The following is a 20073-nucleotide window of genomic DNA, read 5'->3' as shown; positions in this document are numbered from 1 at the left end:
TCGCCGCCCAGCGCCCTATCTGCAAGCGCAAATAGCTATTAATTCAATAGCAGTCTACGGAGGTGGCGGCGAAAACTCCACGCCCCGCTCCTGCGCAAGCCACTGCAGAACCGGGTAGGCACCTGGCAAGACAGGCGATACCGTCAGCGGAATTTGCTGCCATTGCATGGCCTGCCCTTCGCGCATCTCGAACTGTCCCGACCATTCCCACACCTTGCACCAGTGCAGGCGCACCAGGGCATGCGGGTAGTCGTGCTCCGTGACTTTCCATACGCTGGCCGCCCCAATGGTCACGCCCAGCTCCTCGATCAATTCGCGGCGCAGTGCCTGCTCCACGGTTTCGCCCGCCTCCAGCTTGCCGCCCGGGAACTCCCAGTACCCGGCATAGGGCTTGCCCGGCGGGCGGGTGGACAACAGCATGGCGCCATCGGCGCGCAGCAGGATGCCCACCGCGACCTCCGTGTGCTTTCGGCTGGCTTGCGGGGCGGGAGCCAGGGGCGTGGTTGCGGAATCAACCACTGCGCCGTCCCGCATAGTCGCGCGCGAACTGGTAGGCCACGCGGCCGCTGCGCGAGCCGCGCTCCAGCGCCCAGACGAGTGCCTCGGGCCGCGCGGCCGTGATCGCGGCCCCGGACACCCCCAGGGAGGACAGCCATTGGGCCACGATGGTCAGGTACTCCTCCTGGCTGAAGGGGTAGAAGCTCACCCACAGGCCGAACCGCTCCGACAGCGAAATCTTCTCTTCCACCACTTCGCCGGGGTGCACTTCGCCATCCTCGGTGTGGGTGTAGGTGAGGTTTTCCGCCATGTACTCAGGCAGCAGGTGGCGCCGGTTGCTCGTCGCGTAGATCAGCACATTCGGCGTGGCCGCCGCCACCGAACCGTCGAGGATCGACTTCAGGGCCTTGTAGCCCGGCTCGCCCTCCTCAAAGCTCAGGTCGTCGCAGAACACGACGAATTTCTCTGGCCGGTCGGACACCACGTCCACGATGTCGGGCAGGTCGACAAGGTCGGCCTTGTCCACTTCGATCAGGCGCAGGCCCCGCCCCGCATAGGCATTGAGGCAGGCCTTGATGAGCGAGGACTTGCCGGTGCCGCGGGCGCCGGTCAGCAGCACGTTGTTGGCGGGCTTGCCCTGCACGAACTGCTCCGTGTTGCGCGCGATCTTCTCCTTCTGCCCCTCGATTTCCTTGAGGTCCGACAGCTGCATGCCGGCAACATGGCGCACGGGTTCCAGGGTGCCGTGGCCACTGCTGCGCTTGCGGTAGCGCCAGGCAATCGAGCCCGACCAGTCGGGCGCGCCCAGCGGCTGGGGCAGCACGGATTCAATGCGGGCGATCAGTTGCTCGGCCCGCTCGATCAGGTGTTCAAATTTTTCGTTCATTTTCGCCTTCAGCGCTTGTGGATAAAGCGCTAGCAGCTATCAAATCAGGAGTTACTCACGAACGATAGTCCGCATTGATGGTCACGTATTCGTGGCTGAAATCGCAGGTCCAGACCGTGTCGGACACGCTGCCCCGGCCCAGCAGGACACGCACGGTGATCTCGCTTTGCTTCATCACGCGCTGCCCATCCTCCTCGCGGTAGGCCGGATTGCGGCCGCCCTTGACCGCCACATGCACATCGTCCAGGTACAGGTCGATGCCGGTCTGGTCCAGATCATCGATGCCGGCATACCCCACGGCCGCGAGGATACGGCCCAGGTTCGGGTCGCTGGCATAGAAGGCTGTCTTGACCAGGGGCGAGTGGGCGATGGCGTACGCCACCTTGCGGCATTCGTCCCCCGTCTTGCCACCTTCCACCCGGACGGTGATGAACTTGGTGGCTCCCTCGCCGTCGCGCACGATGGCCTGGGCGAGCTTTTGCGACACCGCCAGCATGGCTGCCTTCAGGGCCTGGCCCTCGGCGCTGGCCAGGGAAGCGATGGGCGCATGCGCGGCCTTGTTGGTGGCCACCACCACGAACGAGTCGTTGGTCGATGTGTCGCCGTCGATCGTGACCCGGTTGAAAGAGCCATCGGCCAGTTCGCGGGCCAGCTGCTGCATCACGGCCGGGGCCACACAGGCGTCCGTGGCCATGAAGCCGAGCATGGTGGCCATATTGGGCCGGATCATGCCGGCGCCCTTGCTGATGCCGGTGATGGACACCGTGGCGCCGCCAATCTGCACCTGCGCGGAGAACGCCTTGGCCAGCGTGTCGGTGGTCATGATGCCTTCCGCCGCACGGGCCCAATGGCCGGACTGCGCGTCAGCAATCGCGGCGGGCAGGCCGGCCTCGATGCGGTCGCTGGGCAGGGGTTCCATGATCACGCCGGTGGAGAACGGCAGGATCTGCTCGGGCGCCACGCCGAGCTGGCGCGCGAGCGCGCCGCAGGTGGCCCGCGCACGCGCCAGGCCATCGGCCCCCGTGCCCGCATTGGCATTGCCGGTGTTGACCACCATCGCACGGATCGCCTGGCCGGCGGCAAGGTGGTCGCGGCTGATCTGCACCGGTGCGGCGCAAAAACGGTTCTGCGTGAACACGCCCGCCACGCTGGCGCCCTCGTCCAGCAGGAACACGGTGAGGTCCTTGCGATGGGCCTTGCGGACACCGGCTTCGGCAACACCAATGCGGACGCCGGCGATCGGGTGCAGATCGGCGGCCACGGGGGCGACAAGATTGACAGGCATGGGAGACAGGGCCTTTCTGATAAAAACTGCGGCCGATTATCCGGAAAACCGTGGCCTGCCAATGAAAACACGGGCCGAAGCCCGTGTCATGTAAATCCACAGGCGTGGTTTCAACGCCTGCACGCGGGGGCGGTGCCCCGGGGCCTCAGGCCAGCTTGCCGTGGCACTGCTTGTACTTCTTGCCGCTGCCACAAGGGCAGGGGTCGTTGCGGCCCACGCGCATGCCTTCGGGCAGGTTCAGGCCGTCGCCGGGCTGCGCGCCCGCGGTGGTCTCCACCTCCCCCGTTTCGGTGGGGGCGGTATAGGTCACGTTGGCAATGCTCTCGCCGCGGCTTTCCATGTCCTGCGCAGCCTGGTCGAGCTGGGCCTGCGACTGCACCTGCACGGTCATGAGGATCTTGGTGACCTCGTTCTTGACCTGGTCGATCAGCTGGCGGAACAGCTCGAACGCCTCCCGCTTGTACTCCTGCTTGGGCTGCTTTTGCGCGTACCCGCGCAGGTGGATGCCCTGGCGCAGGTAGTCCAGCGCGCTCAGATGGTCGCGCCAGTTGGAGTCAAAGCTCTGCAGCAGCACCATGCGCTCGAACTGGGTGAAGTTCTCGCGCCCGACCTGCTCCACCTTGCCGTCAAAGGAGGCATGGGCGGCCGCCAGAACCTTGTCCAGGATCTCGTCGTCGGTGATGGCGCTGGCACCCTGCACCTGCTGCTGCAGGGCAATGGACACCTGCCATTCGTCCACCAGCGCCTTCTCCAGCGCCGCGAGGTCCCATTGTTCTTCCACCGACTCGGCCGGCACGTACTGGCGCACCAGGTCGGTCATGCAGTCTTCGCGCATCGCGGCGATCACGTCCGACAGGTCGGATGCGTCCAGGATGTCGTTGCGCTGCTGGTAGATCACCTTGCGCTGGTCATTGGCCACGTCGTCGTATTCCAGCAATTGCTTGCGGATGTCGAAGTTGCGGGCCTCGACCTTGCGCTGGGCCGATTCGATGCTGCGCGTCACGATGCCGGCCTCGATGGCCTCGCCATCGGGCATCTTCAGACGGTCCATGATCGCCTTGACGCGGTCGCCCGCGAAGATGCGCATCAGCGAATCGTCCAGGCTCAGGTAAAAGCGCGAGGAACCAGGGTCGCCCTGGCGGCCCGAGCGGCCACGCAGCTGGTTGTCGATGCGGCGTGATTCGTGGCGCTCGGTGGCGATGATGCGCAGGCCGCCCAGTGCCTTGACCTTCTCGTGGTCGATCTTCCACTGCTCGCGCAAGGCGCTGACCTTGGCGGCGCGGTCGGCTTCGGACAGGCTTTCATCGGCTTCGATGGCCGCCACGTCCTTTTCGATGTTGCCGCCCAGCACGATGTCGGTACCACGGCCCGCCATGTTGGTGGCAATGGTGATCATGCCCTCGCGACCGGCCTGGGCCACGATGTCCGCCTCTCGGGCGTGCTGCTTGGCGTTGAGCACCTGGTGCGGCAGGCCTTCCTTGTTCAGGAGCTGGTCGATGATCTCGGAGTTCTCGATCGACGTGGTGCCCACCAGCACCGGCTGGCCGCGCTCATGGCATTCGCGGATGTCCTTGATGGCCGCTTCGTACTTCTCGCGCGTGGTCTTGTACACGCGGTCGAGCTGGTCGTCCCGGCGGCTCGGGCGGTTCGGAGGGATCACGGTCGTTTCCAGGCCGTAGATCTCCTGGAACTCGTAGGCCTCGGTGTCGGCCGTGCCGGTCATGCCCGCGAGCTTGTTGTACAGGCGGAAGTAGTTCTGGAACGTGATGGAGGCCAGCGTCTGGTTCTCGGCCTGGATGTTCACGCCTTCCTTGGCCTCGACGGCCTGGTGCAGGCCTTCGCTCCAGCGGCGGCCCGACATCAGGCGGCCGGTGAACTCATCCACGATCACGATCTCGCCGTTCTGCACCACGTAGTGCTGGTCGCGGTGGTACAGGTGGTTGGCCCGGAGCGCCGCGTACAGGTGGTGCATCAGCGTGATGTTGGCCGGGTCGTACACCGAGGCGCCCTCGGCGATCAGGCCGTGGCTGGCCAGGATGCGCTCAGCGCTCTCGTGACCCTGCTCGGTCAGGAACACCTGGTGGGTCTTTTCGTCCAGCGTGAAGTCGCCCGGCTTGGTCACGCCCTCGCCCGTGCGCGGATCGGCTTCGCCTTCCTGGCGCACCAGCAGCGGCACCACCTTGTTCATGGCGATATACATGGCCGTGTGGTCTTCGGCCTGGCCACTGATGATCAGGGGCGTGCGCGCCTCGTCGATCAGGATCGAGTCCACCTCGTCGACGATGGCGAAGTTCAGGCCCTGCTGCACGCGGTCCTGTGCTTCATAGACCATGTTGTCGCGCAGGTAGTCGAAGCCGTATTCGTTGTTCGTGCCATAGGTGATGTCGGCGCGGTAGGCTTCCTGCTTTTGCTCGCGCGGCATGTTGGGCAGGTTGATGCCCACCGTGAGGCCCAGGAAGTTGTACAGCCGGCCCATCCATTGCGCGTCGCGGTTGGCCAGGTAGTCGTTCACGGTCACCACATGCACGCCCTTGCCCGACAAGGCATTGAGGTACACCGGCAAGGTCGCGGTGAGGGTCTTGCCCTCACCCGTGCGCATTTCGGAAATCTTGCCAAAGTGCAGCGCCATGCCGCCCAGCAATTGCACATCGAAGTGGCGCATCTTCATGATGCGCTTGGAGCCCTCGCGGACCACCGCGAAAGCCTCCGGGAGGATATCGTCCAGCGACTCGCCCTTGGCTACACGGTCCTTGAACTCCTGCGTCTTGGCGCGAAGCTGCTCGTCCGACAGCTTTTCGTAGTCGGGCTCCATCGCATTGATGCGGGTCACCGTCTTGCGGTACTGCTTGAGGAGCCGATCATTGCGGCTGCCGAATAGTTTGGTGAGGAAGTTGGTGGCCATGCGAACAGGACCGCTTGCCCGCTGCAATCAGCGCGCCAAGCGACCGAAATCCCTAAGATGAATTGAGTTCAGGTGGGTCCATCGCCATGGATTGCAAGCTGCTTGCAATCCCGGGCCTGAACACCGGACCCGCGATTTTACCTGCCCGCTGCGGGCACGGCCGGCTGGCCGGGCGATGCGCGGGGCTGGACCGCCGCAACCTGCGCTGCGGGGCCCGCGCCGCCCGCGCTCAGAAACTTCTGCGGGTCCTGGAAAACACCCTGCACCAGCACCTCGAAATGCAGATGGGGGCCCGTGGAACGCCCCGTGGTCCCCACCTCCGCAATCTTCTGGCCACGGCGCACGATGTCCCCCTGCTTGACCAGGGTGCGCGATGCGTGGGCGTAGCGTGTGACCAGCTGGTTGCCGTGGTCCACCTCGATCATGTTGCCGTAGGCGGGGTGGTATTCCTGGGTCACCACCACGCCACCGGCAGCGGCCAGGATGGGCGTACCCGTATCGGCCTGGAAGTCGAGCCCCGTGTGCAGCGCCGACTGGCCCGTGATCGGGTCCACCCGCCAGCCAAAGGACGAGCCGGGCACGCGGCCGGTCACCGGCGCATGGGTGGGAATCATCTTCTTTCGGATGTGCTGGTCGAATAGGCGCGATTCGAGCACCGTCATCAGGTCCACCCGCTGGTTGGTCAGGCGCTCCAGCTCATCGAGCGTGGACTGCAGCTCCTCCATCGACAGATTGCGCGCGCTCACGAGCACGCCCCCCCGGGCATCCGATTTCTGGATATCGGAGGGCGCCATGCCCGCCAGGCCCAGCACGCGGTCGCCCAGCGATTCCAGCTGCACCATGCGGGCCTGCATCTCGCCGACACGGCGGGCCATCGCATCCAGGTTGGCGCGCATGAACCGGTCCCGCTCGGCAAACTCGTCCTTCACGACCAGCCGGACCAGCGAGCCCACGATCGGCCAGCCTTCGCGCGCGCCCTTGAGGAAAACCCAGTGGTAGAGCGTCGCAGCCACCAGCATGAGGCACAGCGACAGCGCCAGCCCGGCCAGCAGCAGGCGCGTGCCCGACAGGTGAATGGCCCGGCTGCGCGCCAGCCTGGCGTCCGTGATAATCAGATGCACTACGAATTCTCCACGCCCGAAGACGCACACCATGAACCGCCGCCACTACGCCGTCAGCCTGCAGCAGGCCAGCGAGGACTCTCCCACGCTGGCCAAGCTCACAGCGTTGACACGCGATTCCAGTGATCGGCTCAAGGCCATTGAAATGCTGATTCCTGCGGCGCTGCGTCCCACGGTCCAGGCGGGGCCCATCGATGGGGACTCCTGGTGCCTGCTCGTCAAGAGCAATGCCGCAGCGGCAAAAATACGCCAGCTGCTGCCTGCTCTGCAGGCGCATTTGCGCAGCCGGGGGTGGGAGGTTAACGCGATTCGCCTGAAAGTTCAAACCTGACGGCCTGCGCCAGGGTCGGGGTCGGGGAATGCGTGGGAGACACCAGGGACATGGTGCCGGTTGTCGGAATCGAACTGACGACCTACCGCTTACAAGGCGGGTGCTCTACCAACTGAGCTAAACCGGCGAAGGCTGCATTTTATAGTGGAAAAAGCAGCCTCAAAAAAATGCTGGGGCCGTTATTTGACCCGCTTGAGAGAAGGCCGGGCACCACCCGCTGCCGGGGGAGGCCGCGGCGCGTCGCCGCCGTCGCCGTCCTTCTTGCCATCGTCGGAGGGCACCAGTTGGACCACGCGGTCCTCGGGAGCAGGCACAGCGCCGGCCGCCACCACATCCTGCGCCGATGGCAATGCCTGCGGCAGCGCTGGAGCCTCCGGGCCCGCACCGCTGCTGCCAGCGAGCACATCCACCGGGGGAGGAAACGCCATGCCCTGGCCGTTTTCACGGGCATAGATGGCGATGACCCGGCCCACGGGCACCAGGATCTCGCGCGGCTTGCCGCCGAAGCGGGCCTTGAACTCGATGAAATCGTTGCCCAGCTGCAAGGCGCTCGTCGCGTCAAAGCTGATGTTCAGGACGATCTCGCCATCCTTCACGTACTCGCGCGGCACTTGCACGGAATCGTCCACGCGCACGGCCACATAGGGCGTGAGCCCGTTGTCGGTGCACCACTCGTACAGGGCACGAATGAGGTACGGGCGCGTGGAGGTGGATTCCTGTGCGGTCATGAAGATGGGTGGCTGCTGCGGTAGATGAAGAGAAATTGGGCAGGCCGCAGATTACTTGCGCATGACCTTTTCGGACGGCGTCAGCGCTTCGATGTAGGCAGGGCGCGAGAAGATGCGCTCGGCGTACTTGAGCAGCGGCGCCGCGTTCTTGGACAGGTCGATGCCGTAGTAGTCCAGGCGCCACAGCAACGGGGCAATCGCCACGTCCAGCATGGAGAAGTTGTCGCCCAGCATGTACTTGTTCTTGAGGAACACGGGGGCCAGCTGCGTGAGACGGTCGCGGATGTGGGCGCGCGCCTTTTCCAGCGCCTTTTCGTTGCCCTTGGTGGCGCGCGACTCCAGGATGTTCACGTGCACGAACAGTTCCTTCTCGAAGTTGAGCAGGAACAGGCGCACGCGGGCGCGGTCGACCGGGTCGCCGGGCATCAGCTGGGGGTGCGGGAAGCGCTCGTCGATGTACTCATTGATGATGTTCGACTCGTACAGGATCAGGTCGCGCTCGACCAGGATGGGCACCTGGCCGTACGGGTTCATCACGCTGATGTCTTCGGGCTTGTTGTACAGGTCCACATCGCGGATTTCAAAGTCCATGCCTTTTTCGAACAGGACGAAGCGGCAGCGGTGGGAGAAGGGACAGGTCGTACCCGAATAAAGCACCATCATGGTGGGAGGCTCCTAAAAATCAAAAGAGTGGGACGCCAAAAGCGCCCACTCTGCAAACAATCCGGCGGCACCCCGAAGGGCGCCTTCTCATGGGTCTACGGCTCGTGCTGCTTACTTCACATCCTTCCAGAAGGCTGCGTTCAGCCTCCAGGCGATGATGGTGAAGAAGCCGAGGAAGATCAGCACCCACACCCCCACGCGCACGCGGGTGTTCTGGGCGGGCTCACCCATCCACTGCAGGTAGTTCACGAGGTCGCCCACGGTCTGGTCGAACTGCAGCGGGGTCATCGTGCCTGGCTTGACCTGCTCCCAGCCCTTGAACACCTGGGTCTTGTGGCCATGGCTCTCGTGCTCTTCGAACACGGGGCGGCGGTCGCCCTGCATTTCCCACAGCACATGGGGCATGCCCACGCTCGGGAAAGCCAGGTTGTTCCAGCCGGTGGCCTTGGTGTCGTCGCGGTAGAACGTGCGCAGGAAGGTGTAGAGGTAGTCGGCACCCGTGCCGCCGTGGCCGGCGCGCGAACGCGCGATCACGGTCAGGTCCGGCGGGTTGGCGCCGAACCATTCCTTGGCCTGCTTGGGATCGATGGACGCCTTCATGGTCTCGCCGACCTTGTCGGTCGTGAACAGCAGGTTGTCCTTGATCTGCTGCTCGGTCAGGCCGATGTCGCGCAGGCGGTTGAAGCGCATGAAGGCAGCCGAATGGCAGCTCAGGCAGTAGTTGACGAATACCTTGGCGCCGTTTTGCAGGGAGGCCAGGTCGTTGGTCTTGTTGGGCGCCTTGTCCCAGGCGATGGTGTCACCACCCGAGGCGTGGGCGGCACCGGCCGCCAGGCCCACCGCGGCGATCAGCGTGAGGATGAGTTTCTTCATTGTTGTTGTCTCCAGGCTCAGTGCGCCACAAAGGTCACGCGGTCGGGCACTGCCTTGGCCTCGCCAATGCGGCTCCACCAGGGCATCAGCAGGAAGAAGCCGAAGTAGAACAGCGTGCCCACTTGCGATACGCGTTCGCCGATGGGAGACGGGGGCTGCACGCCCAGGTAGCCCAGGATCAGGAAGATGATCACGAAGACGCCATACAGGTACTTGTGCCAGTCCGGACGGTAGCGGATCGACTTGACCGGGCTGTGGTCCAGCCAGGGCAGGAAGAACAGGATGACCACGGCACCGCCCATCACCACCACGCCCCAGAACTTGGCGTCGATGGACAGCATCATCGCGATCACGACCACAGCCGCACCCGCGATGCCCACCTTGATGAAGCTGGGCAGCTTCGCCTTGAGCACGCCAAAGCCCGCACCGGCCACCACGCACAGGACCAGCACGTACATCATTTCGGTGGTGATGGCACGCAGCATCGAATAGAACGGCGTGAAGTACCAGACCGGCGCGATGTGCGCGGGCGTCTTGAGCGGATCCGCGGGGATGAAGTTGTTGTACTCGAGGAAGTAGCCGCCGAACTCGGGCGCGAAGAACACCACCGCCGTGAAGGCCATCAGGAACATGGACAAGGCAAAGATGTCATGCACCGTGTAGTAGGGATGGAAAGGCACGCCGTCGAGCGGCTTGCCATTGGCATCCTTGGGCGCCTTGGGGCCCTTGATTTCCACGCCGTCGGGATTGTTGGAACCCACATCGTGCAGCGCCAGCAAGTGCGCCACCACCAGGCCGAGCAGCACCAGCGGCACGGCGATGACGTGAAAGCTGAAGAAGCGGTTCAGCGTGGCGTCGCCCACCACGTAGTCGCCACGGATCAGCAGCGCGAGGTCAGGACCGATGAAAGGGATGGCCGCGAACAGGTTCACGATCACCTGGGCGCCCCAGTACGACATCTGGCCCCAGGGCAGCAGGTAGCCCATGAAGGCTTCCGCCATCAGGCACAGGAAGATGGCGCAGCCGAAGATCCAGACCAGCTCGCGCGGCTTGCGGTAGCTGCCGTAGATGAGGCCACGGAACATGTGCAGGTACACCACCACGAAGAACGCCGACGCGCCCGTGGAGTGCATGTAGCGGATCAGCCAGCCCCAGGGCACATCGCGCATGATGTACTCGACCGACGCGAACGCCAGGCTGGCATCGGGCTTGTAGTGCATGACCAGGAAGATGCCGGTCACGATCTGGATCACCAGCACGACCAGCGCCAGCGAGCCGAAGATGTACCAGAAGTTGAAGTTCTTCGGAGCGTAGTACTCCGACATGTGCACCTTGTAGGCGTCGAAAGCGGTCGGGAAGCGGTTCTCGAACCAGTTCGTGACCTTGGCGCCCGCCGAGGCGTTGGGAGAGATTTCCTTGAATTCAGCCATGTCGTCGTGCTCCTTCAAGCCTTCTTGTCTTCACCGATCAGCAGGCGCGTCTCGGTAAGGTACATGTGGGGGGGCACTTCGAGGTTGTCGGGTGCGGGCTTGTTCTTGAAGACGCGGCCGGCCATGTCGAACGTGGAGCCGTGGCAGGGGCACAGGAAACCGCCCTTCCAGTCGTCGGGCAGCGACGGCTGGGCGCCGGGCTGGAACTTGTCGGAGGGCGAGCAGCCCAGGTGCGAGCAGATGCCCACGCCCACGAAGATTTCCGGCTTGATGGAGCGGGCTTCGTTGCGCGCGTACTCGGGCGTGAGTTCGGAAGGCTTGCGTTCAGACTTGGGATCCGCGAGCTGGCCATCGAGCTTGGGCAGCTCGGCGAGCTGCTCGGGCGTGCGCTTGATGATCCAGACGGGCTTGCCGCGCCACTCCACAGTGACTTTTTCTCCGGGCTTGAGGGCGGAAATATCCACCTCGACGGCAGCACCGGCGGCTTTGGCGCGCTCGGAGGGCTGAAAAGTACTCACGAAAGGTACGGCGGTTGCCACGCCGCCCACCGCACCAGCACAGCCGGACGCGATCAGCCACGTCCGTTTGCTGGAGTCGATTGGAGTGTCACTCATGGGGATCCTCGATGAACATCGCTAGATTGGGGTCAACCGCGAATTGTAGCGGAGTGAAAATGGTTATTTCAAAGTGAGGGACTGTCTTGACAGGCCACCGCTCCGGGCAATACTCCGGGATCGCCATTCACACAAGGAGCACAACATGGGGATGATGCAGGAGTTCAGGGAGTTCGCGGTCAAGGGCAATGTGATTGACCTCGCCGTGGGCGTCATCATTGGGGGGGCCTTCGGCAAGATCGTGGACTCGGTCGTGTCGGACCTGATCATGCCGGTGGTCGGGCTGGTGTTCGGCAAGCTCGATTTTTCCAACCTGTTCGTGGTGCTGGGCACGGTGCCGCCGGGCACCGCCATGACGCTGGACGCCCTCAAGAAGGCAGGCGTGCCGGTGTTTGCCTACGGCAACTTCCTGACCGTTGCCGTCAATTTCATCATTCTGGCGTTCATCATCTTCATGATGATCAAGCAGATCAACCGCCTCAAGCGCGAAGCCCCCGCTGCCCCCGAAGCCCCGGCCGCGCCACCGGAAGACATCGTGCTGCTGCGCGAGATCCGGGACAGCCTGAAGAGATAGCCCCCTGAGGCGCTGCGCGCCTCCCCACGGGGGACGCGCCCGGTGGCCTGGCAAAGCCGGCTCCACGGGTGCGCTGTCGTGAGGTGCGCCGGTTTCGCGGGTGGCGCTGGTTTGGTGCCACTCTCTCGATTGCTATATAAAAAGTAGCATTCAGCGCTTTACCATCAAGCGCCAGCGTGCAATTCACTCACACAGCGCCCGCGCCATGCGCACCGCCTCGATGAGGCTCGCGGCGTCGGCCACGCCCTGCCCCGCGATGTCGAACGCCGTGCCATGGTCGGGGCTGGTACGCACCAGCGGCAGGCCCAGGGTCACGTTCACGCCCTTGTCCACGCCCAGGTACTTCACCGGGATGAGGCCCTGGTCGTGGTACATCGCGACAACCACGTCGAACTCGCCAGCGCGCGCGGGTGTGCTGCGCGCACGCATGAACACCGTGTCCGGCGCGAACGGGCCGTGCACGTCCAGGCCCTGTGCCCGCGCCGCGGCAATGGCCGGTGCAATCACCTCCACTTCCTCGCGCCCGAACAGCCCGCCCTCGCCCGCGTGGGGATTGAGCCCCGCCACCGCCATGCGCGGCACGCGGCCCAGGCTGCGCGCCAATGCGGCGTGCGTGATCTGCAGGGTCTGCAGCACATTGCCTGGCGTGACCGCGTCGATCGCGTCGCGCAGCGACACGTGGATGCTGACCAGCACCGTGCGCAGCTCGTCGCTGGCGAGCATCATGCGCACGGGCATCTGCGCCAGCGCCACGCCCTGGTGCGCAGCGGCCTCGGCCTGCAGCAGCTCCGTATGGCCCGGGAAAGCGACGCCGGCGGCCGACAGCGCCTCCTTGTGCAGCGGCGCCGTCACCAGGCCCGCCACCTCGCCCCGGAGCGCTGCCCGCGCGGCCCAGACCACGCTGTCGGCCGCCGCCCGCCCCGCCTCGGCGCTGATCCGCCCCCAGGGCTGCGGCCCCGGGATGCCGGGCAGGGCCAGCACCGGAATGCAGCGGGGAGGCATCGCCAGGGCCTGCGCCGCCGCCGCGATCTGCGCCACCGGCACGGCCGGAACGCCGGGGCGCACGATGGCCTGCGCCGCACGGCGCAGCGTGGCGACGTCGCCCACCACGAAACAGCCCTGCAGGTCCTGGGGCGCATCGCGGAAGGCCTTGGCGACGATCTCGGGGCCGATGCCTGCGGGATCGCCTTGGGTGATGGCCAGTGGTGTCATGGGGATGGAATGGAAATGGAATCAGCGTCCAGCGCCGGAGGGAAAAGCGCCAAATGCTATTGATTAAATAGCAATATCACCAAAAGGCTTCGCGGCCCTCAGGCCGGGTTGGGGATTTCGATGAACACATGCTCCAGGCCCAGCAGCCCGGACACGTGCGCGGCGACGGCCGGCGCTCCATAGCGCTCGGTGGCGTGGTGCCCCGCCGCGATGAAGCACACGCCCATCTCGCGTGCCAGATGGGCCTGGGGCTCCGAAATCTCCCCGGTGATGAAGGCATCCGCCCCCGCGGCAATCGCTGATTCGAAGTAGCCCTGGGCGCCGCCCGTGCACCAGGCCACGCGGCCCAGAGGCTGCTGCCGCTGCGCGCCCGCCGCCTCGGGCTGCACGAGGGTCACGGCCCGTCCCAGTGCCCGGGCCACGTGGTCGGCCAGCGCCTGGCCGTCGGCGAAGGCCGCCGGCGCGGAGAATCCCAGGTCCTGCTCCCCGAACCGCGCATCGGCGGCAAGGCCCAGCACGCGCCCCAGCTGGGCGTTGTTGCCCAGTTCCGCGTGCGCATCCAGCGGCAGGTGGTACGCGAACAGGTTGATGTCGTGCGCCAGCAGCAGCTGCAGCCGCTGCTTCATCCAGCCCGTCACCCGGCCGTCCTGGCCACGCCAGAACAGGCCATGGTGCACGAAGATGGCATCGGCCCGCTCGCGGATGGCCGCCTCGATCAGGGCGCGGCTGGCCGTCACGCCACTCACGATGCGGCGGACTTCAGCCTTGCCCTCGACCTGCAGGCCGTTGGGACCGTAGTCCTTGAAACGCTCGGGCTGCAGCAGGCTGTCGAAGGCCTGCAGAAGGTGGGTGCGTGAAATGCTCATGCGGCTATTGTCGCGCGCGCCGGCGGTCCCAGTTGGGGGACAATGTGCCCGCAGAGGCGGCCAGGGCCTGCCGTGCAGGCCGAAAGCCCTAGCCCCACACCCCCTTCCGCCCCATCCTCATCGGTACAGAAGAATTTCATGAAGCGCATCTGGTTGCTGTTTTCCCAGGCCGTGACGGTGTTCGTTGCCGCCTATTTCGTCGTCGCCACGCTGCAGCCGAGCTGGCTGGGCCGGGGCGCCACCACGCGCTCGGGCGCGGGCATCGCGCTGCTGGAGGCTCCCGCGACCACCGCCAGCCCGCAGCCAGCGGCGGGAAGCTTCAGCGCTGCCGCGCGCCAGGCCGCGCCCGCAGTGGTCAGCATCAATACCAGCAAGGCCGTGCGCCATCCGCGCAGCAACGACCCCTGGTTCCAGTTCTTCTTTGGCGACCAGGGCGCGCAGGCGCAGGCCGGGCTGGGCAGCGGCGTGATCGTGAGCCCCGATGGCTACATCCTGACCAATAACCATGTGGTGGAAGGCGCCGACGAAATCGAAGTGACGCTGACCGACAGCCGCCGCGCCCGCGCCCGCGTGATCGGCACCGACCCAGACACCGATCTGGCCATCCTCAAGATCGAGCTCGACAAGCTTCCCGTCATCGTGCTGGGCAACTCGGATGTGCTCGCCGTGGGCGACCAGGTACTGGCCATCGGCAACCCGTTTGGCGTGGGCCAGACGGTGACCAGCGGCATCGTGAGCGCACTGGGCCGCACGCAGTTGGGGATCAACACCTTCGAGAACTTCATCCAGACCGATGCGGCCATCAACCCTGGCAACTCGGGCGGCGCGCTGGTGGATGTGAACGGCAACCTCATGGGCATCAACACCGCCATCTACTCGCGCTCGGGCGGCAGCATGGGCATCGGCTTTGCGATCCCCGTGTCCACCGCGCGGCTGGTGCTGGACGGCATCGTGAAGGACGGCCAGGTCACGCGCGGCTGGATCGGCGTGGAGCCCAACGAGCTCTCCCCCGAGCTGGCCGAGACCTTCGGCGTGAAGGCCACCGAAGGCGTGATCATCACCGGCGTGCTGCAGGACGGCCCTGCGGCCCAGGCCGGCATGCGGCCCGGCGACGTGATCGTGCGCGTGGATGGAAAAAACGTGGGCAATGTGTCCGAACTGCTGACCGCCGTGGCGGGGCTCAAGCCTGGAACCGTGGCCCCGTTCAACGTGCAGCGCGGCGACAAGCTGGTGGAGCTGAGCATCAACCCTGGCGTGCGCCCAAAGCCGAGAAAGAGGTAACAAGCCCCGCGCCGCCGCGCGGCGCCCTCAACGGGGGCGCCGCGGACGGCCCGGCGAAACCCGCGTTCCATGGCCCCGGGCTGGCTGCGCGCCAGTTCCCACCGATGGCCACGCAGCTGCGGCCGCGCTGCGGCGCACTATCAAAAAAATAGCTCCCAACGCTTGACGGACAAGCGCTGGCAGCTATTTTTATCTGGATATTCCTTGCGGAGCAGGAGGCCCGGGGCTCCCGGTGCAACCCCGCCTTCCAGCGCGCCACGGCGGCGCGCCGATCGATCAGGACGACGCGGAGGCGGATTCCTCGGTGTCCTCAGGCGCCTTGGTGTGCTTGATGAAGATCTGCGCGGCCCAGATGCCCACTTCGTACAGCAGGCACATGGGCACGGCCAGCGACAGCTGCGAGACCACGTCCGGCGGCGTGACGACGGCGGCGATCACGAACGCCAGCACGATGAAGTAGCCGCGGAACTCGCGCAGCTTCTGCACGCTCACGATGCCCATGCGGGCCAGCACCACCACGGCGATGGGCACCTCGAACGCCAGGCCGAACGCGAGGAACATCGACAGCACGAAGCTCAGGTAGGCCTCGATGTCTGGCGCGGCCGTGATGCTCTTGGGCGCGAAGCTCTGGATGAACGCAAACACCTGCCCGAACACGAGGTAGTAGCAGAACGCCACCCCGATGAAGAACAGCAGCGTGCTGGAGACCACCAGCGGCAGCACCAGCTTCTTCTCGTGCGAGTACAGGCCCGGCGCCACGAAGGCCCACACCTGCCACAGCACGAAGGGCAATGCCAGCAGGAAGGCCGACATCAGCAAAATCTTGAGCGGCACCATGAACGGCGAGATCACCGAGGTGGCGATCAGCGTGGCGCCCTTGGGCAGGTGGGCCACCAGCGGCGCCGCCAGGAAGTCGTACAGCGCGCCAGGGCCGGGAAAGAAGAACAGGATCGCCGCCGCGATGGCGATGGCAATGAGCGCCTTGACCAGCCGGTCGCGCAGCTCCATCAGGTGCTGCACGAAGGGCTGCTCGGTACCGGCCAGCTCGTCTTCTTTGGAGGGGGTTTCGGACATATTGGGTTTTCAGGGGCGTGGAGGCCGCCCATGCAGCGCGCACGGCACGCCGCGCCGCATCGTCGTCATCAATGGAATTTCTGGGGGCGGTAGCGCGCGACGCGCGCCGCGCCGGACTGCGCCTTCGTGCGCACGCCACTGCGGGACTTGTACCACTGGGGCACCGCGCCCCGCTTGAGGCGCCAGTTCTTGCCAGGGTGCTTGTAGGCCGGCACCACGGGCGCCTGCGGCTCGTGCAGGTCGGCGTTGCTGGTCTCCGTGGCCGAGGCCCAGTCCTTCTCGAACTCGCTGGCGCTGGTCTGGATGGAGTTGTGCACGTCGCGTGCGGCGGTCTCCACCGTGTCCTTCATTTTCTTGAGCTCATCGAGCTCCATGGACCGGTTCACCTCGGCCTTGACGTCGGACACGTAGCGCTGGGCCTTGCCCAGCAGCGTACCCACCGTGCGGGCCACGCGCGGGAGCTTCTCCGGCCCGATGACGATGAGTGCCACCGCGCCGATCAGCGCCATCTTGGACAGGCCAATATCAATCATGGGTCAGGCGAAAAGGCATGCGGGGGCCGGTGCGGACGGCGCGCTCAGCTCTTTTGCTTGGCTTCGACATCGATGGTGGTCTTGTCGGCCGCCGGGTTGTTGGCAACCTGGCCTGCGGGAGGGGTGGCGGGGGCATCGGCCGAACCGTCCTTCATGCCGTCCTTGAAGCCCTTGACGGCGCCCCCGAGGTCGGAGCCCATGTTCTTGAGCTTCTTGGTGCCGAACACCATGACGACGATCAGCAGCACGATCAGCCAGTGCCAGATGGAAAAAGAGCCCATGGAATATCTCCTAACGAATTGCAGTCATTTTAGACGGGGGCCGCGACCGAAGTCCGACGCCCTTGCCCGCCAGCGGGAAACTATCGGCACGCGCCGTCAGCCTGGTTCAGCCTTTGAGCCACGGGCGGGGGCCGCCCATCACGTGAACATGCAGGTGGTGGATTTCCTGCCCGCCTTCAAGCCCCGTGTTTACCACGACGCGAAAGCCACCCTCGGGGTACGGGTTGCAGCCCTGCTCCAGGGCCAGCCGGGGCGCCAGCGCCATCATGCGCCCCAGAACTCCCGCATCGTCTGCGGTGACCTGCGCCATCGAAGGGACATGCCGCTTGGGCACCATCAGAAAGTGCACCGGCGCCCAGGGGTGGATGTCGTGGAAGGCGAAGATCTCCTCGTCCTCATAGACCTTCCTCGAAGGAATCTGGCCCGCGATGATCTTGCAGAAAAGGCAGTTCGGATCGTGCATGAGAAAAATGTCGGTACGAAGTTAACAGTTCACCGGGCGCTGCTCAACCCCAAGCCATTGCCACCGGCGCGCCCCAGGCCAGCGCCACCGTGGAACTGGCTCCGCCAGGCCACGGGTGGCGTCCCCCTGAGGGGGAAGGCGCCACAGGCGACACAGGAGGCTTCACGCATTGTCAGCGATCTTGATGGTCGGGCGCACGCCCACATCCTTGCGGTGCGCATGCAGCCATTCCTGTCCGGCCGTGCGGCCCAGGGCGAACAGCTTGCGCACGAAGGCCAGGTCCGCGCGCATCTTGCTGTCGGCGCCGAACGGGGCCAGCACCGAGCCGCCGTCGATGCGGTGCATGCGCACGCTCTTGTAGCGGCGCGGGTCGAGCTTGCCCTCGGCGAGCAGGCGGCGCACGAACTCGATGGCGCGCATCTCGGCCAGCAGGCTGGCGTTGAAGGTGACCTCGTTCATGCGTTCCATGATCTCGGCGCCGGAATGCGGCAGCTCCAGGTGCTCGATGGGGTTGATCTGCACGAGCAGGATGTCCGAGGCCTCGGTCTGATAGATCAGCGGGTGCAGCGCGGGGTTGCCCGAGTAGCCGCCATCCCAGTAGTGCTGGCCGTCGATCTCCACGGCCTTGAACATCAGCGGCAGGCAGGCCGAGGCCATCACGGCATCGGCGCTGAGCCTGGAGCCCGAGAAGATCTCGCCCCGCCCCGTGCGCACGTTGGTGGCGCAGACGAACACCTTGGGCCCGCCCGCCGCGCTGCTGGCGCGCCGCGCGGTGCACAGCAGGTCGAAATCCACCTCGCGCTCCAGCAGGCGGCGCAGCGGGTTGATGTCCAGCGGGTTGGTCTGGTAGGGCGACAGCCACTGCCGCATCAGCCCCATCATGGGGTTGGCGGCCGACAGCGGCGAGCCCCACATCAGGCTGCCCAGCGTGCCCACGCCTTCCCACAGGCGGGTGAGCGTCTCGCGCGCCTGCTGGCAGCCCGCCAGGTGGGCTTCGTGCGGGTCCTTGTGTTCGTGTGCGGCCTTGGCAAAGCCGTGTGCCAGGGCCACGGCGTTCATGGCTCCGGCGCTGGTGCCACTCACGCCCTCGAAGTGCCACTGCCCGTCCTCGAGCAGCGCATCCAGCACGCCCCAGGTCAGCGCGCCGTGCGAGCCGCCGCCCTGCAGGGCCAGGTTCAGGCGGGGGAGCGGCGCGCCAGGCTCAGGCATCCACGGCCTGGTTCTTGCTCATGGCCAGCATGCCGCGCACGATGCGGTACAGGAACCACAGCGAAATGACGCCCCAGGCGATCCAGCCCGGCGCGATCAGCAGCAGCCACAGCGGCGACGTGACCGCGTACAGCACGCCGGCCCACAGCACGGACCGGATGCGCCAGGAAAAATGGTTGGCCTGCCAGGTGCCTTCGGCATCTCCGCGCTTGACCAGATCCAGCACCAGCGCAATCAAGAGCAGCACAAGGCTGCCCTGCGCCCCCGGAAGGACGGCGCCCACCGCCACGATCAGGTGCAGCACATAGCTGACCCAGCCGATGTTCTTGAGGCCCTGCGCCTTCTGGCTGGTGGTCTGCACGTCGACGATATCGTTCATGGGGAACCCTCCTGGGTGGCGCGCGCAACGGCCTTGCGCAAGGCTTTTTCCTCGATGCCGCTGGTGCCCTCGCGGCGCTCCAGCTCGGCCAGCACGTCGGCGGGCGTGAGGCCATAGTGGGCCAGCGCCACCAGGGAGTGGAACCACAGGTCCGCCACCTCGTAGACGAGCTTGGACTTGTCGGCGCCGTGGTCCACGTCCTTGGCGGCCATGACGACCTCGGTGGCTTCCTCGCCGATCTTCTTCAGGAACGCGTCCGGCCCCTTGTGCAGCAGGCGCGAGACGTAGCTCTTCTCGGGATCGCCGCCGTTGGCCGGCTTGCGGCTTTCAATCACATCGGCCAGGCGTGCGAGGGAATCGTTGGAACTCATGGCTCTTACTTGTAGATGGATTCAGGGTCTTTCAAGACCGGATCGACCGCCTGCCAGGCGCCATCCTTGAGCACGCTGAAAAAGCAGCTGTGGCGGCCCGTGTGGCAGGCGATGCCGGGCTCGTGGCCCAGCTGGGTCACCTTGAGCAGCACCACGTCGTTGTCGCAGTCCAGGCGGATTTCATGCACCGTCTGCACGTGGCCGGACTCCTCGCCCTTGAACCACAGCTTGCCGCGCGAGCGGCTGAAATACACGGCGCGGCCGAGTTCCGCGGTTTTCTCCAGCGCCTCGCGGTTCATCCACGCAAACATCAGCACGTCGCCCGTGCCCTGCTCTTGCGCGATCACGGGCACCAGGCCCTGCGCATCCCATTTCACTTCGTTGAGCCAGTTCATGGGCGGGATTGTCGGCGATTTGGATCGCCGGGAACGTGCGTGCCCCCGGATTTACTCAGTCTTTTGGGCATCTGGCGCTTTTCCATCAAGCGCCGATAGCTATT

Annotated in this window: 23 protein-coding genes and 1 tRNA gene; 3 read left to right on the top strand and 21 right to left on the bottom strand. The window is 65.6% G+C overall.

The features are described from left to right. Positions 1–54: 54 nt before the first annotated feature. The 5 genes from AC07PV_RS13390 to AC07PV_RS13370 all read right to left on the bottom strand — a co-directional run bounded on the left by AC07PV_RS13390 (position 55) and on the right by AC07PV_RS13370 (position 6692). The gene (locus AC07PV_RS13390; RefSeq protein WP_494630475.1) at positions 55–534 is read right to left on the bottom strand and encodes an NUDIX domain-containing protein; all 480 of its coding nucleotides are present in this window, start codon (positions 532–534) and stop codon (positions 55–57) included. Further along, a complete protein-coding gene (locus AC07PV_RS13385) occupies positions 512–1384 on the bottom strand; it encodes an ATP-binding protein (RefSeq protein WP_494630474.1) in 873 nt (290 codons plus the stop codon). Before AC07PV_RS13385 ends, AC07PV_RS13390 begins: the two co-directional genes overlap by 23 nt. Positions 1385–1439: 55 nt before the next feature. Further along, on the bottom strand, positions 1440–2669 hold the full coding sequence (gene argJ / locus AC07PV_RS13380; RefSeq protein WP_494630472.1) for a bifunctional glutamate N-acetyltransferase/amino-acid acetyltransferase ArgJ: 1230 nt from the start codon (positions 2667–2669) through the stop codon (positions 1440–1442). A 145-nt stretch (positions 2670–2814) separates the two neighbouring features. Then, positions 2815–5571, bottom strand: a complete 2757-nt coding sequence (secA, locus tag AC07PV_RS13375) for a preprotein translocase subunit SecA (protein WP_218340323.1) — start codon at positions 5569–5571, stop codon at positions 2815–2817. 137 nt (positions 5572–5708) lie between these two features. Further along, on the bottom strand, positions 5709–6692 hold the full coding sequence (locus tag AC07PV_RS13370; RefSeq protein WP_369641658.1) for a M23 family metallopeptidase: 984 nt from the start codon (positions 6690–6692) through the stop codon (positions 5709–5711). Positions 6693–6723: 31 nt separating this feature from the next. Between AC07PV_RS13370 and AC07PV_RS13365 the strand changes: the two genes are divergently transcribed. Further along, positions 6724–7023, top strand: a complete 300-nt coding sequence (locus tag AC07PV_RS13365) for a hypothetical protein (RefSeq protein WP_218293464.1) — start codon at positions 6724–6726, stop codon at positions 7021–7023. Positions 7024–7074: 51 nt separating this feature from the next. Here AC07PV_RS13365 and AC07PV_RS13360 read toward each other — a convergent pair. From AC07PV_RS13360 to petA, 6 genes are all read right to left on the bottom strand, one after another. Beyond that, positions 7075–7150 (bottom strand) — tRNA-Thr (locus AC07PV_RS13360). Positions 7151–7202: 52 nt separating this feature from the next. Beyond that, entirely contained in the window at positions 7203–7751 is a 549-nt protein-coding gene (locus tag AC07PV_RS13355; RefSeq protein WP_218293463.1) for a ClpXP protease specificity-enhancing factor, read from the bottom strand. A 51-nt stretch (positions 7752–7802) separates the two neighbouring features. Then, entirely contained in the window at positions 7803–8414 is a 612-nt protein-coding gene (locus tag AC07PV_RS13350; protein WP_007854512.1) for a glutathione S-transferase N-terminal domain-containing protein, read from the bottom strand. A gap of 111 nt (positions 8415–8525) precedes the next feature. After that, the gene (locus AC07PV_RS13345; protein ID WP_218293462.1) at positions 8526–9287 is read right to left on the bottom strand and encodes a cytochrome c1; all 762 of its coding nucleotides are present in this window, start codon (positions 9285–9287) and stop codon (positions 8526–8528) included. A 17-nt stretch (positions 9288–9304) separates the two neighbouring features. Beyond that, positions 9305–10717, bottom strand: coding sequence for a cytochrome b (locus tag AC07PV_RS13340; RefSeq protein WP_218293461.1), 1413 nt, complete (start codon positions 10715–10717; stop codon positions 9305–9307). A gap of 14 nt (positions 10718–10731) precedes the next feature. After that, positions 10732–11331 (bottom strand): ubiquinol-cytochrome c reductase iron-sulfur subunit, encoded by a 600-nt coding sequence (gene petA, locus AC07PV_RS13335; protein WP_218293460.1) that lies wholly within the window; start codon positions 11329–11331, stop codon positions 10732–10734. A 145-nt stretch (positions 11332–11476) separates the two neighbouring features. Between petA and mscL the strand changes: the two genes are divergently transcribed. Next, positions 11477–11905, top strand: a complete 429-nt coding sequence (gene mscL, locus AC07PV_RS13330; protein WP_218293459.1) for a large conductance mechanosensitive channel protein MscL — start codon at positions 11477–11479, stop codon at positions 11903–11905. Between the two features lie 183 nt (positions 11906–12088). Here mscL and pdxA read toward each other — a convergent pair whose 3' ends face one another. Beyond that, positions 12089–13117 (bottom strand): 4-hydroxythreonine-4-phosphate dehydrogenase PdxA, encoded by a 1029-nt coding sequence (pdxA, locus tag AC07PV_RS13325; protein WP_494630470.1) that lies wholly within the window; start codon positions 13115–13117, stop codon positions 12089–12091. Between the two features lie 98 nt (positions 13118–13215). Then, a complete protein-coding gene (locus AC07PV_RS13320; protein WP_369641655.1) occupies positions 13216–13983 on the bottom strand; it encodes a Nif3-like dinuclear metal center hexameric protein in 768 nt (255 codons plus the stop codon). Positions 13984–14121: 138 nt separating this feature from the next. Here AC07PV_RS13320 and AC07PV_RS13315 point away from each other — a divergent pair, with 138 nt between their 5' ends. Continuing rightward, complete coding sequence (locus AC07PV_RS13315; RefSeq protein ID WP_218293456.1) at positions 14122–15264, top strand: S1C family serine protease; 1143 nt, start codon at positions 14122–14124, stop codon at positions 15262–15264. 276 nt (positions 15265–15540) lie between these two features. Here AC07PV_RS13315 and tatC read toward each other — a convergent pair whose 3' ends face one another. From tatC to hisI, 8 genes are all read right to left on the bottom strand, one after another. Continuing rightward, the gene (gene tatC / locus AC07PV_RS13310) at positions 15541–16338 is read right to left on the bottom strand and encodes a twin-arginine translocase subunit TatC (protein WP_218293455.1); all 798 of its coding nucleotides are present in this window, start codon (positions 16336–16338) and stop codon (positions 15541–15543) included. 68 nt (positions 16339–16406) lie between these two features. After that, positions 16407–16871, bottom strand: coding sequence for a Sec-independent protein translocase protein TatB (tatB, locus tag AC07PV_RS13305; protein ID WP_218293454.1), 465 nt, complete (start codon positions 16869–16871; stop codon positions 16407–16409). A gap of 44 nt (positions 16872–16915) precedes the next feature. Beyond that, a complete protein-coding gene (gene tatA, locus AC07PV_RS13300) occupies positions 16916–17152 on the bottom strand; it encodes a Sec-independent protein translocase subunit TatA (protein WP_218293453.1) in 237 nt (78 codons plus the stop codon). Positions 17153–17258: 106 nt separating this feature from the next. Further along, a complete protein-coding gene (locus AC07PV_RS13295) occupies positions 17259–17615 on the bottom strand; it encodes a histidine triad nucleotide-binding protein (protein WP_218340326.1) in 357 nt (118 codons plus the stop codon). Positions 17616–17777: 162 nt separating this feature from the next. Next, positions 17778–18824, bottom strand: a complete 1047-nt coding sequence (locus AC07PV_RS13290) for a patatin-like phospholipase family protein (RefSeq protein ID WP_492244184.1) — start codon at positions 18822–18824, stop codon at positions 17778–17780. Next, positions 18817–19203 carry a DUF4870 family protein gene (locus AC07PV_RS13285; RefSeq protein ID WP_218293450.1) on the bottom strand — a complete coding sequence of 129 codons (387 nt, stop codon included), beginning with the start codon at positions 19201–19203 and terminating at the stop codon, positions 18817–18819. The genes AC07PV_RS13290 and AC07PV_RS13285 overlap by 8 nt, the downstream gene beginning before the upstream one ends. Then, on the bottom strand, positions 19200–19574 hold the full coding sequence (locus tag AC07PV_RS13280) for a phosphoribosyl-ATP diphosphatase (protein WP_218293449.1): 375 nt from the start codon (positions 19572–19574) through the stop codon (positions 19200–19202). Before AC07PV_RS13280 ends, AC07PV_RS13285 begins: the two co-directional genes overlap by 4 nt. Positions 19575–19579: 5 nt before the next feature. Beyond that, complete coding sequence (hisI, locus tag AC07PV_RS13275; protein WP_218294405.1) at positions 19580–19978, bottom strand: phosphoribosyl-AMP cyclohydrolase; 399 nt, start codon at positions 19976–19978, stop codon at positions 19580–19582. Between the last annotated feature and the right edge of the window lie 95 nt (positions 19979–20073).

It is taken from the genome of Acidovorax sp. GW821-FHT09A11 (assembly GCF_059418365.1).
The sequence above is the reverse complement of the archived record's forward strand: the minus strand, read 5'-3'. Positions and strand labels throughout refer to the sequence as shown.

Bases quoted from the DNA above. Each gene is read 5' to 3' on its own strand.
- argJ (WP_494630472.1), bottom strand. From the start codon at position 2,669: ATGCCTGTCAATCTTGTCGCCCCCGTGGCCGCCGATCTGCACCCGATC.
- AC07PV_RS13285 (WP_218293450.1), bottom strand. From the start codon at position 19,203: ATGAACGATATCGTCGACGTGCAGACCACCAGCCAGAAGGCGCAGGGC.
- petA (WP_218293460.1), bottom strand. From the start codon at position 11,331: ATGAGTGACACTCCAATCGACTCCAGCAAACGGACGTGGCTGATCGCG.
- AC07PV_RS13290 (WP_492244184.1), bottom strand. From the start codon at position 18,824: ATGCCTGAGCCTGGCGCGCCGCTCCCCCGCCTGAACCTGGCCCTGCAG.
- pdxA (WP_494630470.1), bottom strand. From the start codon at position 13,117: ATGACACCACTGGCCATCACCCAAGGCGATCCCGCAGGCATCGGCCCC.
- tatB (WP_218293454.1), bottom strand. From the start codon at position 16,871: ATGATTGATATTGGCCTGTCCAAGATGGCGCTGATCGGCGCGGTGGCA.
- AC07PV_RS13350 (WP_007854512.1), bottom strand. From the start codon at position 8,414: ATGATGGTGCTTTATTCGGGTACGACCTGTCCCTTCTCCCACCGCTGC.
- AC07PV_RS13320 (WP_369641655.1), bottom strand. From the start codon at position 13,983: ATGAGCATTTCACGCACCCACCTTCTGCAGGCCTTCGACAGCCTGCTG.
- AC07PV_RS13340 (WP_218293461.1), bottom strand. From the start codon at position 10,717: ATGGCTGAATTCAAGGAAATCTCTCCCAACGCCTCGGCGGGCGCCAAG.
- AC07PV_RS13385 (WP_494630474.1), bottom strand. From the start codon at position 1,384: ATGAACGAAAAATTTGAACACCTGATCGAGCGGGCCGAGCAACTGATC.
- AC07PV_RS13355 (WP_218293463.1), bottom strand. From the start codon at position 7,751: ATGACCGCACAGGAATCCACCTCCACGCGCCCGTACCTCATTCGTGCC.
- tatA (WP_218293453.1), bottom strand. From the start codon at position 17,152: ATGGGCTCTTTTTCCATCTGGCACTGGCTGATCGTGCTGCTGATCGTC.
- mscL (WP_218293459.1), top strand. From the start codon at position 11,477: ATGGGGATGATGCAGGAGTTCAGGGAGTTCGCGGTCAAGGGCAATGTG.
- AC07PV_RS13345 (WP_218293462.1), bottom strand. From the start codon at position 9,287: ATGAAGAAACTCATCCTCACGCTGATCGCCGCGGTGGGCCTGGCGGCC.
- AC07PV_RS13365 (WP_218293464.1), top strand. From the start codon at position 6,724: ATGAACCGCCGCCACTACGCCGTCAGCCTGCAGCAGGCCAGCGAGGAC.
- AC07PV_RS13315 (WP_218293456.1), top strand. From the start codon at position 14,122: ATGAAGCGCATCTGGTTGCTGTTTTCCCAGGCCGTGACGGTGTTCGTT.
- AC07PV_RS13390 (WP_494630475.1), bottom strand. From the start codon at position 534: ATGCGGGACGGCGCAGTGGTTGATTCCGCAACCACGCCCCTGGCTCCC.
- secA (WP_218340323.1), bottom strand. From the start codon at position 5,571: ATGGCCACCAACTTCCTCACCAAACTATTCGGCAGCCGCAATGATCGG.
- tatC (WP_218293455.1), bottom strand. From the start codon at position 16,338: ATGTCCGAAACCCCCTCCAAAGAAGACGAGCTGGCCGGTACCGAGCAG.
- AC07PV_RS13280 (WP_218293449.1), bottom strand. From the start codon at position 19,574: ATGAGTTCCAACGATTCCCTCGCACGCCTGGCCGATGTGATTGAAAGC.
- AC07PV_RS13295 (WP_218340326.1), bottom strand. From the start codon at position 17,615: ATGCACGATCCGAACTGCCTTTTCTGCAAGATCATCGCGGGCCAGATT.